Annotated in this window: 14 protein-coding genes; 4 read left to right on the plus strand and 10 right to left on the minus strand. The window is 55.0% G+C overall.

The genetic code is table 11. The features are described from left to right. Nucleotides 1-77: 77 nt before the first annotated feature. Both phoR and phoB read right to left on the minus strand, forming a co-directional pair. A complete protein-coding gene (gene phoR / locus JTI98_RS20755; protein WP_200050272.1) occupies nucleotides 78-1,373 on the minus strand; it encodes a phosphate regulon sensor histidine kinase PhoR in 1,296 nt (431 codons plus the stop codon). A gap of 41 nt (nucleotides 1,374-1,414) precedes the next feature. After that, nucleotides 1,415-2,104: a phosphate response regulator transcription factor PhoB gene (gene phoB / locus JTI98_RS20760; protein WP_099433852.1), complete on the minus strand. Its 690-nt coding sequence runs from the start codon at nucleotides 2,102-2,104 to the stop codon at nucleotides 1,415-1,417. Between the two features lie 196 nt (nucleotides 2,105-2,300). On the opposite strand from phoB, the gene sbcD reads away from it, so the two are divergent. Both sbcD and sbcC read left to right on the plus strand, forming a co-directional pair. After that, nucleotides 2,301-3,503: an exonuclease subunit SbcD gene (sbcD, locus tag JTI98_RS20765; protein WP_044326526.1), complete on the plus strand. Its 1,203-nt coding sequence runs from the start codon at nucleotides 2,301-2,303 to the stop codon at nucleotides 3,501-3,503. Beyond that, nucleotides 3,500-6,643, plus strand: a complete 3,144-nt coding sequence (gene sbcC / locus JTI98_RS20770) for an exonuclease subunit SbcC (RefSeq protein WP_216081755.1) — start codon at nucleotides 3,500-3,502, stop codon at nucleotides 6,641-6,643. The genes sbcD and sbcC overlap by 4 nt, the downstream gene beginning before the upstream one ends. A gap of 39 nt (nucleotides 6,644-6,682) precedes the next feature. Here sbcC and mak read toward each other — a convergent pair whose 3' ends face one another. After that, nucleotides 6,683-7,591, minus strand: coding sequence for a fructokinase (gene mak / locus JTI98_RS20775; protein WP_216081756.1), 909 nt, complete (start codon nucleotides 7,589-7,591; stop codon nucleotides 6,683-6,685). Between the two features lie 125 nt (nucleotides 7,592-7,716). Between mak and rdgC the strand changes: the two genes are divergently transcribed. Beyond that, the gene (gene rdgC / locus JTI98_RS20780; protein WP_044259030.1) at nucleotides 7,717-8,628 is read left to right on the plus strand and encodes a recombination-associated protein RdgC; all 912 of its coding nucleotides are present in this window, start codon (nucleotides 7,717-7,719) and stop codon (nucleotides 8,626-8,628) included. A gap of 37 nt (nucleotides 8,629-8,665) precedes the next feature. Here rdgC and ppnP read toward each other — a convergent pair whose 3' ends face one another. The 5 genes from ppnP to JTI98_RS20805 form a co-directional block, all read right to left on the minus strand. After that, the gene (gene ppnP, locus JTI98_RS20785) at nucleotides 8,666-8,950 is read right to left on the minus strand and encodes a pyrimidine/purine nucleoside phosphorylase (RefSeq protein WP_046476127.1); all 285 of its coding nucleotides are present in this window, start codon (nucleotides 8,948-8,950) and stop codon (nucleotides 8,666-8,668) included. Between the two features lie 70 nt (nucleotides 8,951-9,020). Continuing rightward, nucleotides 9,021-9,698, minus strand: coding sequence for an AroM family protein (locus JTI98_RS20790; protein ID WP_054176066.1), 678 nt, complete (start codon nucleotides 9,696-9,698; stop codon nucleotides 9,021-9,023). 253 nt (nucleotides 9,699-9,951) lie between these two features. Further along, nucleotides 9,952-10,143, minus strand: a complete 192-nt coding sequence (gene yaiA, locus JTI98_RS20795; protein ID WP_043001626.1) for a protein YaiA — start codon at nucleotides 10,141-10,143, stop codon at nucleotides 9,952-9,954. A 25-nt stretch (nucleotides 10,144-10,168) separates the two neighbouring features. Continuing rightward, a complete protein-coding gene (aroL, locus tag JTI98_RS20800; protein ID WP_061070480.1) occupies nucleotides 10,169-10,714 on the minus strand; it encodes a shikimate kinase AroL in 546 nt (181 codons plus the stop codon). A 182-nt stretch (nucleotides 10,715-10,896) separates the two neighbouring features. Continuing rightward, nucleotides 10,897-11,355, minus strand: a complete 459-nt coding sequence (locus JTI98_RS20805) for a YaiI/YqxD family protein (protein ID WP_043001628.1) — start codon at nucleotides 11,353-11,355, stop codon at nucleotides 10,897-10,899. 148 nt (nucleotides 11,356-11,503) lie between these two features. On the opposite strand from JTI98_RS20805, the gene proC reads away from it, so the two are divergent. Then, complete coding sequence (gene proC, locus JTI98_RS20810; protein ID WP_043001629.1) at nucleotides 11,504-12,313, plus strand: pyrroline-5-carboxylate reductase; 810 nt, start codon at nucleotides 11,504-11,506, stop codon at nucleotides 12,311-12,313. A 15-nt stretch (nucleotides 12,314-12,328) separates the two neighbouring features. Here the strand turns inward: proC and adrA are convergent, their stop codons facing one another. Both adrA and psiF read right to left on the minus strand, forming a co-directional pair. After that, a complete protein-coding gene (gene adrA, locus JTI98_RS20815; RefSeq protein WP_216081757.1) occupies nucleotides 12,329-13,429 on the minus strand; it encodes a diguanylate cyclase AdrA in 1,101 nt (366 codons plus the stop codon). 116 nt (nucleotides 13,430-13,545) lie between these two features. Beyond that, the gene (psiF, locus tag JTI98_RS20820) at nucleotides 13,546-13,866 is read right to left on the minus strand and encodes a phosphate starvation-inducible protein PsiF (RefSeq protein ID WP_043001631.1); all 321 of its coding nucleotides are present in this window, start codon (nucleotides 13,864-13,866) and stop codon (nucleotides 13,546-13,548) included. Nucleotides 13,867-13,934 lie beyond the last annotated feature (68 nt).

Genomic DNA, 13,934 nt, shown 5'->3' on the forward strand with positions numbered 1-13,934 from the left:
CAGCAGACTTATCTTAGCCGCAAAGAAAATAAGCCAGCATTGGCTGGCTTATGGAAAGAAAACCTTACGATTGCACTTTAAGCACTTTTTTTGGCAATTAATCGTTCCGGCAGCACAAAACTAAAGCGCGTCCCTTTACCCAGTTGACTGTCGATCATCAGGCGACTTTCATGATGATTCACCGCGTGTTTGACGATAGCCAGCCCCAGTCCACTGCCGCCCGTTTGCCGCGAACGCGCTTTATCAACGCGATAAAATCGCTCCGTTAACCGCGGGATATGTTCCGGCGCAATGCCCGGTCCGTTATCCTCCACGCTAAACTCCGCGCCGTGCGGTACCGTCTGCCAGCGGACGGTGATATGGGTTCCCGCTGGCGTATGGTTCACCGCGTTATACACCAGGTTGGACATCGCGCTACGCAGTTGTTCTTCATTCCCCAGCACTTTCAGCTGGTTATCCACCTCAAAGCTAAAAGTGTGCTTCTGCTGACTGAGCGTCTGCGCCTCGCGTTCGACCATGCGCAATATCATCGGCACATCGACCTGTTCATTGAGCAAAAGCGTCGGTGCGGCTTCAATTTTCGACAGCGTGAGCAACTGTTTTACCAGTCCTTCCATGCGCGAGGTCTGGTCGCGCATCGTTAACAGCGCTTTTTCGCGCGTTGCCCCTTCCAGCGTCTGCTCGTACATCATTTCAAGATAGCCCTGCAACACCGTAAGCGGGGTACGCAGCTCGTGGCTCACGTTGGCGAAGAAATTACGTCTTGCGCCTTCGAGCTGGTGCATCTGGGTCATGTCGCGCGCCACCATCAGCAGTTGCTTATCGGTATACGGCATAACGCGAATTTCCAGATGTCGCCCAGTATTAAGCACCAGATTCAGCGGCCGACTGAAGTCCCGCTGCTTGAGGTACTGCGTAAACTCCGGGTAGCGCAGCAGGTTAAGGATGTTCTGTCCGCTATCGTCCGGCCAGCGTAAGCCCAGCACCTGTTGCGCCAGACCGTTACACCAGAAGATCCCCCCCTCTTCGGTGGTCAATACCACCGCATCGGGCAGCGACTCCGCCCCGCTGCGAAAGCGTTTAATCAGATTGCCCAGCTCGCGACGACGCTTTTTATTGCGCAGTTGCATCTGATGCAAACCGTACAGCAGCGGTTCCCAACTGCCTCGTCCCGGCGGCGGCGTCATGCTTCTGTCGACCCACAGCCACCATGAGAGACGTAATAAATTCCAGAAATGCCAGATAAGCAGTCCTGTTACCGATGCCAGTAAAAACCACGGCAGGTAACCAAAAAATGCACTTAGGATGAAGGCCGGGATACAGCAAAGTATCAGCTCCAGCACCAACCTTTTCCATGACAGCCGTTCCAGCACGGGTCACTCTCCCTTCAGAGCCAGGCTCTTGTTCTTGCCTTTCAGAAACGGGTCGAAAAACGATACCCTGTCCCGCGAACCGTCTGCACCATCCGATCGTGGCCGCTGGCTTCCAGCGCCTTACGCAGACGGCGAATATGCACATCAACCGTGCGATCCTCAACGTAGACATTGGTGCCCCAGACGTGATTCAGCAGTTGTTCACGGCTGTAAACCCGCTCGGGATGCGTCATAAAGAAATGCAGGAGTTTAAATTCCGTCGGCCCCATGTCGAGTGGGTTGTCGCCGGTCATCACGCGGTGCGATGTGGGATCCAGGCTTAACCCCTGCATCTCAATGACCTCTTCCACCGCCATCGGCGAGATCCTACGCATCACCGCTTTGATACGGGCAACCAGCTCTTTCGGTGAGAACGGTTTGGTAATGTAATCATCCGCACCGGTTTCCAGGCCGCGTACACGATCCTCTTCTTCCCCTCTGGCGGTCAACATCATGATCGGAATATCCCGGGTCATCGCTTCACGCTTGAGGTGTTTAATAAACTGTAGACCAGAACCACCGGGCAACATCCAGTCAAGGAGGATCAAATCCGGCCAGGGTTCATTAAGCTGGTTCACCGCACTGTCATAATCTTCAGCTTCAACGGGTTGAAAGCCATTTTGCTCAAGCACGAAACAGACCATTTCGCGAATTGGAGCTTCATCTTCTACGACCAGAATACGTCTCGCCATGATTTGCCCTGTTATATAAGTTGCTTATCATCATCTGTCTTAATGCGGCGCCATTATGCGTCAGTTTTATGACAGATTTATGAAAATGTATGCTGACGTTAACCTTAGGTTGTTGATTTATGACACCCGAGAAACGAGATATTACAGCTCCCGAATGGTTATAATCCCCTTTATGCTTTTTTGCCATGGAACCGTTATGCGCATCCTTCACACCTCTGACTGGCATCTGGGACAAAATTTCTACAGTAAAAGCCGTGCCGCTGAACATCAGGCTTTTCTTGACTGGCTGCTGGAAACGGCGGTTAAGCAGCAGGTGGACGCGATCATCGTGGCAGGCGATATCTTCGATACCGGCTCACCACCAAGCTATGCCCGCGAGCTCTATAACCGTTTTGTGGTCAACCTACAGCAAACGGGCTGTCATCTGGTGGTATTAGCGGGAAACCATGATTCCGTCGCCACGCTGAATGAATCCCGTGAGATTCTGGCGTTTCTCAATACCACGGTAGTGGCCAGCGCCGGTCACGCGCCGCAACTCCTGCATCGTCGCGACGGTCAGCCCGGCGCGGTGCTGTGCCCGGTGCCGTTTTTACGCCCGCGCGACATTGTCAGCAGCCAGGCGGGACTCTCCGGTCAGGAAAAACAGCAGCATCTGCTGGGTGCCATCACCGACTATTATCAGCAGCAATACGAGGCCGCCTGCGCGTTACGTGGCGATCTCGCCCTGCCGATTATCGCCACCGGCCACCTGACCACCGTTGGCGCCAGCAAAAGTGACGCTGTGCGTGACATTTATATTGGTACGCTGGATGCTTTCCCGGCGCAGAACTTCCCGCCTGCCGATTATATCGCGCTGGGCCACATCCACCGGGCGCAGAAAATTGGCGGTACAGAGCACATCCGCTACTGCGGCTCGCCCATCGCGCTGAGCTTTGACGAATGCGGCAAAAGCAAATATGTGCATCAGGTGGACTTCCAGGACGGCGCGTTAGCCGGCGTTGAGGAACTCATCATTCCGGTTACGCAACCGCTGGCAATATTAAAAGGCGATTTCGCCGCCATTACCGAACAGCTGGAGCAGTGGCGTGACAGCCCTCCGGCCCCCCCGGTCTGGCTGGATATCGAAATCACCACCGATGAATACCTGCATGACATGCAGCGGAAAATTCAGACGCTGACGGAAACGCTGCCCGTTGAGGTACTGTTAGTCCGACGCAGTCGGGAGCAGCGCGAACGCATGTTGTGTAACGAACGCCGGGAAACGCTGAGCGAGCTGAGCGTGGATGAGGTATTTACTCGCCGTCTGGCGCTGGAAGAACTTGAGCCGCCGCAGTGCGAACGCCTGACAGCACTTTTTCACCGCACACTGCAGACACTATCCGGGGAGCATGAGGCATGAAGATTCTCAGTCTGCGCCTGAAAAACCTCAATTCGCTGAAAGGGGAATGGAAGGTCGATTTCACGGTGGAGCCCTTTGCCAGCAACGGCCTGTTTGCCATTACCGGGCCTACGGGGGCGGGTAAAACCACTCTGCTCGACGCGATTTGCCTGGCGCTGTACCACGAGACGCCACGCCTGAATACCGTGTCGCAATCGCAGAACGATCTGATGTCCCGCGATACGGCGGAATGTCTGGCGGAAGTGGAGTTTGAAGTCAAAGGCGAAGCGTATCGTGCGTTCTGGAGCCAGAACCGGGCGCGCAACCAGCCCGACGGTAATTTACAGGTTCCGCGCGTTGAACTGGCGCGCTGTGCCGACGGGAAAATCCTTGCCGATAAAGTGAAAGACAAACTGGAGATGACGGCGGAACTGACCGGTCTGGATTATGGTCGATTTACCCGTTCGATGCTGCTCTCGCAGGGGCAGTTCGCCGCCTTCCTCAACGCGAAGCCGAAAGAGCGTGCGGAACTGCTGGAAGAGCTGACCGGCACGGAAATTTACGGCCAGATCTCTGCCCAGGTGTTTGAGCAGCACAAAACCGCACGCACCGAACTGGAAAAATTACAGGCGCAAGCCAACGGCATCGCGCTGTTAGCCCCCGACGCGTTGCAGACGCTGACAGAAAGTTTGCAGGCACTCACTGACGAAGAGAAACAGCTGGTCGCCCAGCAACAGACTGGACAGCAGCAACTGAACTGGCTGACGCGACAGCACGAACTGCAGACCGACGCAAACCAGCGTCAGCAGATGCTGCGGGTTGCCCAGGAAGCACTGGAAAACGCCCAGCCACAGCTGGCAACGCTCAGCCTCGCACAACCTGCCAGAGCGTTGCGCCCATTATGGGAGCGCATTCAGGAGCAATCCGCTACCGTTTCCCGAACTCGCCAGCAGATTAACGAAGTAAATACTCGCTTACAGAGTAGATTCACGCTGCGCAACCACATCCGACGCCAGGCAGAGCAACAGTCCACCGCCCTGCTCGCTACGCAACAGACGCTGAGCGAGTGGCTAAACGAACACGATCGCTTTCGCCTATGGAGCAACGAGTCAGGAGGATGGCGCGCCCTTTTTGCTCAGCAGGCCAGCGATAACGTTCAGCTGGCTAAATGGCAGCAACAGCAGGTCAACGATAGCCGCAAGCTGGAATCGCTGCCGCCAGTGACGCTCAATCTGACGGCAGAGGAAGTCGCAGCGGCGCTGGTGCAACATGCGCAACAGCGTCCTCTGCGCCAGCAACTGCTTTCGCTCCATGGTCAGATTGTTCCCCGACTGACGCGTTTGAGTCAGCTTCAGGCGACGATAACGCATAACAAACAGGAACTGGCCCGACTCAATACCCTGCTGGAGGCAAAGCGCCAGCAGTATAAAGACAAATATCAGCAGTATCAGGATGTTAAAACACTTTGTGAGCAGGAGGCGCGGATCAAAGATCTGGAAAGCCAGCGTGCGCAGTTGCAGTCCGGCCAGCCCTGCCCGCTTTGCGGTTCCACCACCCATCCTGCTGTCGCGGCATATCAGGCACTCGAACCCGGTGTTAATCAGGCGCGACGCGATGCGCTGGAAAAAGAAGTCAAAACGCTGGCCGACGAAGGCGCCACCCTGCGTGGACAGTCCGAGGCAGTCAACCAGCAGCTACAGCGTGACGAAAGCGAAGCGCAGACGCTGGCTAAAGAAGAGCAAGCGCTCACTCAACAGTGGCAAACGACGATCGGTGCACTGAACCTCACGTTACAGCCGCAGGAGGATATTCAGCCCTGGCTGACGGCGCAGGACGAACACGAGCAGCAACTCTACCAGTTGAGCCAGCGCCATGACCTACAGGCGCAAATTACCGCCCATGCACAGCAGGTGGCGCAGTTCCGCCAGCAAATCGACCAGCGCCAGGCGACGCTGGCAGCACAGTTAAGCCGCTATACGTTGTCACTTCCTGAGGAAGGCCGCGAGGAGGCATGGTTAGATGCGCGCGCGGCAGAGGCACAAACATGGCAACAGCGGCAGACGGAGTTGACGGCGATACAGGCGCGCATCGCGCAGCTCACCCCGCTACTCGAAACGCTGCCCGCCGTTGATACCGACGCTGAAGATGATGCAAGCGTGACGCTGGAAAACTGGCGTCAGGTTCATGACGAATGCGTGTCGCTGCGCAGTCAATTGCAGACATTACAGCAGCAGGAGAAACAGGAAACTCAGCGCGCTGCCGATGCGCAGGCGCAGTTCGATGCCGCGCTGTCGCACAGTATATTTGCCGATCAGGCGGCATTTCTTGCCGCGCTGCTGGATGACGAGGCGGTCACGCGTCTGGAACAGCTAAAACAGTCGCTGGAAAACCAGGTTCAGCAGGCACAGACGCTCGCCACACAATCGGCGCAAGCGCTGGCGGCACATCAGCAACAGCCGCCAGCGGGTCTGGATCCCACGCTGTCGATTGAGCATATTCAGCAAACCGTGGCGCAGCTTAACGATCGGGTACGCGATAACGCTACGCGTCAGGGCGAAATACGCCAACAGCTAAAACAGGACAGCGACAATCGCCAGCAGCAGCAGACGTTGATGCAAAAAATCGACAACGCGATGCAACAGGTTGAGGACTGGGGCTACCTGAATGCGCTAATCGGCTCTAAAGAGGGGGATAAATTCCGCAAATTCGCCCAGGGGCTGACGCTGGATAACCTGGTCTGGCTGGCGAACAACCAGTTGACCCGCCTGCATGGTCGCTATTTACTGCAACGTAAAGCCAGTGAAGCGCTGGAACTGGAGGTGGTCGATACCTGGCAGGCCGACGCCGTACGCGATACCCGTACCCTTTCCGGTGGCGAAAGTTTCCTGGTCAGTCTCGCGCTGGCGCTGGCGCTCTCCGATCTGGTCAGCCACAAAACGCGCATTGACTCGCTGTTCCTTGATGAAGGCTTCGGCACGCTCGACAGTGAAACGCTGGATACCGCCCTTGATGCGCTGGATGCGCTCAACGCCAGCGGCAAAACCATTGGCGTGATTAGCCATGTAGAAGCGATGAAAGAACGGATTCCGGTGCAGATCAAGGTGAAGAAAATCAACGGACTGGGCTACAGCAAACTCGACAGGATGTTTGCCGTAGAATAACAGGTACGACAGGCCGGATAGCGCCGGCCTCTCCTGGCACTATTCCTGCGGCCACAGCCACGCCGCACCGCGCACGCCGCTGGAATCTCCGTGCACAGCTTTGCGCACCAGCGTTTCGCACTCACCACCAAACACAAACCGTTTAATTAGCGGCGGTATCGTTTTGTACAGGCGGTCAATGTTGCTCATTCCGCCGCCGAGAACGAAAACGTCCGGGTCAAGAATATTCACCACATGAGCCAGCGATTTTGCCAGCCGCAGCTCATAGCGGCTGAGCGCCAGTTCGGCCAGCGCATTTTGCTCCTCCACCAGACGGATAATCTCACTGCCTTTTAAGGCGTTACCGCTCAGGCGCTGGTAATCGGTGGCGAACCCGGTACCAGAAATAAACGTCTCGATGCATCCCTGTTTTCCGCAGTAGCAGGGGACTTCTTCACGGTAGCGAAGCTCATCCTCATCCATCCACGGCAAAGGGTTGTGACCCCATTCGCCCGCCGTCCCATTGCCGCCGATGTGCGCCCGACCGTTGAGCGCCACACCTACGCCGCAGCCGGTACCAATAATCACGGCAAAAACCGTCATTGCCCCGGCAGCCGCTCCATCAACGGCCTCAGAAACGGCCAGACAGTTCGCGTCATTCGCCAGACGAACGTCACGCTGCAGACGGGCGCTGAGGTCTTTATCAAACGGCTGACCGTTCAGCCACGTGGAGTTGGCATTCTTCACCACGCTGGTGTAAGGCGAAATGGAACCCGGGATCCCTATCCCTACCGTCCCCGTTTGTCCGGTGGTCTGCTCCGCCATCGCCACCAGCGTGGCAATGGTTTCGATGGTTTGCTGATAGTCATTTCGCGGCGTCGGCAGACGATGGCGGAACAGTTGTTCCCCAGCCTCACTGAGCGCGATCACTTCCGTTTTGGTGCCGCCTAAATCAATACCAATACGCACACGATGTTCCTCTTTTTTTGGGAATATCAACAGAGTAGAGCGAGGTATAGGGAATGGCAATGCAAGCCTGCCGACAATTCGTTACTATACGCGCTGGATTTAACGACAAGGCCGTGGAAATTATCATGCTGTGGTTCAAAAATTTAATGGTTTACCGTCTTAGCCGCGATATTTCATTGCGTGCCGAGGAGATGGAAAAACAGCTAGCCTCGATGACGTTTACCCCTTGCGGTAGCCAGGATATGGCAAAAACGGGCTGGGTGCCGCCAATGGGATCGCACAGCGATGCGTTGACGCATACTAACAACGGCCAGATTTTGATTTGCGCGCGTAAAGAAGAGAAGATCCTGCCCTCTCCGGTGATCAAACAGGCGCTGGAAGCGAAGATTGCCAAACTGGAAGCCGAACAGGCGCGTAAGCTGAAGAAAACCGAGAAAGACTCGCTAAAGGATGAAGTGCTGCATTCGCTGCTGCCGCGCGCCTTTAGCCGCTTTAGTCAGACCATGATGTGGATCGACACCGTGAACGGATTGATCATGGTGGACTGCGCAAGCGCAAAAAAAGCGGAAGATACGCTGGCGCTGCTGCGTAAGAGCCTCGGCTCTCTGCCGGTGGTTCCACTGGCGCTGGAAAACCCGATTGAGCTGACGCTCACCGAGTGGGTGCGTTCCGGCACCGTGGCGCAGGGCTTCCAGTTACTCGACGAAGCCGAACTGAAGGCCATGCTGGAAGACGGCGGCGTGATCCGGGCAAAGAAACAGGATCTGGTGAGCGACGAGATCGCCGTGCACATTGAAGCCGGTAAAGTGGTGACCAAACTGGCGCTCGACTGGCAGCAGCGTATTCAGTTTATGATCTGCGATGACGCGTCGATTAAGCGCCTGAAATTCAGCGACGAACTACGCGATCAAAACGAAGACATCGACCGGGAAGATTTCGCCCAGCGTTTCGACGCGGACTTTATCCTGATGACCGGCGAACTGGCCGCGTTGATTCAGAATCTGGTGGAAGGTTTAGGCGGCGAAGCGCAGCGCTAAACGAAGATTCCCTCTCCGCACGGAGAGGGAAAAAATATCACAGATAGCGACAAAGATAAGAGGTCGGTTCTGCGACCTGTAAATGAAACTCGCTATGGCCCGGGACGTTAAATACCTCTCCTGCGGCATACACTTTCCATTCGGTGGCATCCGGCAGTAACACATTCAACGCGCCGCTTACGACCGTCATCTCTTCAGGCTCTGCGGTACCAAAGGTGTATTCACCTTCCAGCATCACGCCTACACTGGCACGGCCAGTACTGCTGCTGGTAAAGCCGATTGATTTAACTTTGCCGGAAAAGTATTCGTTACTTTGAAGCATAAACGGACCCTGTCTCGTTGGTAAATTGACAACCAATATAGGGGGCAGCCCTTTGGCCTGTCACGCAAAATTAAACCAGCAGTTCTGAAGCCAGTCGCGCAATCAGCACATTAGAGAGCAGTACCGGGACATCAAGCGATTTTTGCAGGACATCGCGGTGGCGCTGATGAAAACCCAGGCAATCGAGCATAATAACATCTGCCCCTTGCTCCAGTAGATCTTTACCGGCTTCAATCAACTGCTCGGTGGTGCCGTGAACCGGATTCGCCAGCGAGAACAGCGGCGGCGACTGTAAAACCTGCCATTTCTCCGCTTGATCGGCCATCAGATCTTCAACCGGCACAATCACCCCCACCTGATGGCCATCGACAATTGAGGCCACCAGCGGTGGAATAATACGCAGCGGCTCAAGCAGAATGCTGTTACGGGCGGTCATGCTGGCAATCGACACGGTGCTCATCAGTAAAATGACGTCGTAGCCCTGGTTATCCAGCACTTCGATGACGCTTTGCAGATCGCGTTCTACTTTCTGCCGCGAAACATAAGCCAGTTCATTATCGTTAAGCAGGGTTAACAGCGGGTCTTCGTCGGATTCCAGCGCATATTCCGCCAGAACGTCATCACGACTCATTTTTCCGAGCAAGCTGTGATGGGTGATATTTTGTTCGTCGATGTACTCAGTCAGAAGCGGTAAGACTTCACTCATGGGTACAACACCGATTGTGAGGATAGCCAACGACGCACTCATTTTTTCCACCTTCTTTTTTACTTCGTCGTTTATTCCCGGGCAAATGCGCTGCACCACTGCCGACACTTACCTTTTGCAAATGCAAAAAAGCGTAGCAGGCGCAGCGCAAATCGCTGTGTAAAGATTCCAGATCATTCCAGTAATAGGTTGTTATTGTTTGATGTTAGTTTTCAGGTACAACGATTCATCGGCGAAAAATGTGATGCAGGTTGGGTTTACACTCGCTCAGATTCCATTCCGAGCCGTTCAGTCGTCAGGTTTTATCAGGATCTTCGTAACGGGCTTTCGCATCCATCGCTTCCTGCGCGCTGGGATGCTCGCTGATTAACGAATCCGGTTTAGGGTGATCGGCACGTAACTGGTACCAGGTGACCGTCTGTCCCGGCGTCCCTTTCTCAATGGTGACAATATACGCTTCGCGTGGATATGGCGGTTTGGTTGGCATAGTGCTTCCTTCTGTCGAATGAAGTTTAAGTATAGACCCCGCCTTGCCTGCAGCGCGCGCGCTGCGCCAGCCTGCGCTGAATTTCAGAAATCACCTGGTCAGGTGAATTCGCCGCATCAATGATGAAATGGGCCGCTTCGCGATACAAAATATCCCGCTGTTGCAACACCTCCTGCACCTCTTCGCTCAGGGGTTTACCGGTCAGCGTGGGGCGCAACTCCTCTTCAGGCGAGGCCTCAAGACGATGAACCAACGTGGAAACCGGCGCGCTTAAATAAATGACGATGCCGTTATCACGCATAAAGTGACGGTTATAATCAGTGAGAATGATTCCTCCACCGGTCGCGATGACCGTTGACGGTGCAGTCACCGCCGCCAGTGCAGCCGTTTCTCTGGCGCGAAAACCCGGCCAGCCTTCACGCTCGACGATTTCCGCGACGGTCATTTGTACCTGCGACTGCAGCCATTGATCGGTATCGACAAACCGACAACCAATTGCCGTAGCCAGCGCCATGCCAACCGTTGTCTTTCCACAGCCGCGTGGGCCAACAAGATAAAGCGGTTGCGTCATAGTGGGCGTTCCCCAGAAGGCCGCAAAGCGGCAGGATCAGATGTCATTAAAGGAATAATCATACCATCAAACTAGTACAGCGTTAAGTGTAAAGTATTTATTCCACTAAAAGTGAAAATATCAATGTACGCCCTACTATATCAAGAAATAGCGCCGAGGAAAGTGTAAAAAATAAATTACATTCACGCGTTTCTGCGCTGAACTTCCAGCCACCACTTTTCCAGTTCCGCCGCAAAATGCTGACGATCGCGGGCAGAGAGGCTATCCGGACCGCCCGTCTGGATCCCGCTGGCGCGCAATGTATCCATAAAATCGCGCATTGTCAGACGTTCGCGAATGGTCGATTCGGTATAGCGCTCACCGCGCGGATTAAGCGCCGACGCGCCTTTCGCCAGCACCTCGGCGGCCAACGGGATATCGGCCGTGATGACCAGATCGCCCGCCGCACACTGGCGCACAATCTCGTTATCCGCCACGTCAAAACCCGCAGGTACACGCAGCGTACGGATATACGGCGACGGCGGCACGCGCAGGCTCTGATTCGCTACCAGAATCAGCGACATTTGCATGCGCCCGGCGGCACGATAGAGGATCTCTTTAATTACGTTCGGACACGCATCCGCATCCACCCATATGGTCATACTGGCTCCCGTCTCTTGTGCAATCGGCTATTGTCTCGTGCTTTTGCGCTGCGGCAAAGTGCTGTTTACCCTTCATGCGTCTTTCAATCCGCGCTAAGCTAGGCTTTATCAAACAAAACAACAACTATCACCCATAGGGAGTGACGAGATGGAGAAGAAAATCGGTTTTATCGGCTGCGGTAATATGGGGAAAGCAATCCTCGGCGGCCTGATTGCCAGCGGTCAGGTGCTTCCAGGCCAGATCTGGGTCTACACCCCTTCCCCCGATAAAGTTGCCGCGTTGCACGATCAGTATGGGATCAACGTCGCGCAGTCCGCCCAGGAAGTCGCCCAGGTGGCGGATATTGTTTTCGGCGCCGTGAAGCCGGGCATTATGATCAAAGTGCTCAGCGAGATAACCTCCAGCCTCAACAAAGAGTCGCTGGTGGTCTCTATTGCAGCAGGCGTGACCCTCGATCAACTCGCCCGCGCGTTGGGACACGACCGGAAAATCGTACGCGCAATGCCGAACACGCCGTCGCTGGTTAATGCCGGGATGACCTCAGTGACGCCAAACGCGCTGGTTACCCCGGAAGACACCGCGGATGTGCTGAATATTTTCCGCTGTTTTGGCGAAGCCGAAGTGATTGCCGAGTCGATGATTCATCCTGTGGTTGGCGTCAGCGGCTCCGCCCCGGCGTATGTCTTCATGTTTATCGAAGCGATGGCAGATGCCGCAGTATTGGGCGGTATGCCGCGCGCACAGGCTTACAAATTTGCCGCTCAGGCGGTCATGGGTTCCGCGAAGATGGTACTGGAAACGGGCGAGCATCCTGGCGTACTGAAAGATATGGTTTGTTCGCCTGGCGGCACGACGATTGAAGCGGTCCGCGTACTGGAAGAGCGAGGATTTCGTGCGGCGGTGATTGAAGCAATGGCGAAGTGTATGGAGAAGTCAGACAAACTCAGTAAATCCTGAGTGAACAACCGGACGTCAGGCCGCCACTTCGGTGCGGTTACGTCCGGCATTCTTTGCTTTGTAGAGCGCCAGATCGGCCGATTTCAACCATTCCCGATAGTGACTGAACTGCGGCGTTAACGGCGCAACGCCCACGCTGATATGTAAAATGACCTGCGGCGCGCAGGCCAGACGTAACCCACGTAGCCCCTCATGAATCCGTGACATCGCCGCGATGGCGCTCTCGGCTGGCGTACCGCACATAATCACCGCAAATTCATCACCGCCAAAACGCCCGATCACATCGCTCCCACGCAGGGTCATTCTCAGCTGTTGGGTTAGCGCCAGAATAGCTTCATCGCCAACGTCATGACCCCAGGTGTCATTAATACTTTTGAAATGGTCGATATCAATGATCAGCAGCGTGGCCTCCCGATGCTGGCGACGACAGTGCTCAAATTCGTTGCGCAGTAATATTTCCCAGTGTCGCCGGTTGTAAACCCCTGTCATGCCATCACAGGTACTCATCACCTGTAACCGACGCTTATGTTGCGCCAGCTTTGTCGCGGCCTGATAGCTAATCCAGGAGAATAACAGCGGGTAAATCACGATGACCGGCAGCGTCAACACCCCTTCCAGCGGCGCGCTTCTTAAAGCCAGAGAGGTTCCCGTTAACTGCAATGTGACCAGACAGGCAACCACCATCATGGCCAGTCCGGTAACAAACAGTCGCACACCGCCTGCGCCCATCAGATTCATACAGATGATCATCAACAACGCGGCGGAAGGCAGCGCATTGACGCCCATCAGTCCCATCCACATTCCGGCGAGTACCGCATCCGTTTTTAAATTGGCAAATTCCCGACTCATCGGGTCGATGGCTCTGCTGGCGATTTGCCAGGCCAGATGAGGCCAGACGAACGCCCATCCCACCAGCAACAACCACCAGACGCCGGGGACAGGGTTCGCGACCAGCGCGGCGGCGACAGGGAAAAACATCCCTCCCAGCGCCACTGCGCGCGGCACTCTTACTCGCCGGGCGAATCGCAGTCCAGAGCGTTGATGGTCGTTTTGCTGCGATGAAAGAGAGGTTTCATCGAGATCGACCGCTTGTTTGTAAAAGTTTTCGTCGTTCATTATTTTTTGGGAACATTCTGAAACAATTTTCCCAAATTATAGAGACGGGTCAGGCGGGGAAAGTATGATATTTCGGGTGAGCGTTTTTCTTTGCTCACCCGTAAGCACTAGGTCGGCTAGGCTGCTTTCTTCAGGCAGGCACTCATAAACTTACTGCGGTCGTCACCTTTTAGCGATTGTTCCGTCGCCTGGACGTTGCACTCGCGCATTTTTTGCTGTTGCGGCGTCAGGCTTTTTTCACCAGGAGCTGACTTGCTGTTTTTAAGGCAATCGCTCATGTACGTCTTACGGGCATCTCCTTTCAACGCTTTCGCCGTCGCCTGTTGATTGCAGGTGGTCATGCGCTGCTGCTGCGGGGTTAACGTTTTCTCAGCCGCACCAACGGTCGTTAAAAAGATCAAACCAAACAATAGGGTAACCAGTAATGTTATTTTCATAGCACCATCCTTTTTTGAGTATTCACTCGACTATCTCCCGCGAATAAACGCCGGGAGATTCAGATAAG

Source organism: Citrobacter sp. MGH 55 (assembly GCF_016906145.1).
Lineage (GTDB): Bacteria > Pseudomonadota > Gammaproteobacteria > Enterobacterales > Enterobacteriaceae > Citrobacter_A > Citrobacter_A amalonaticus.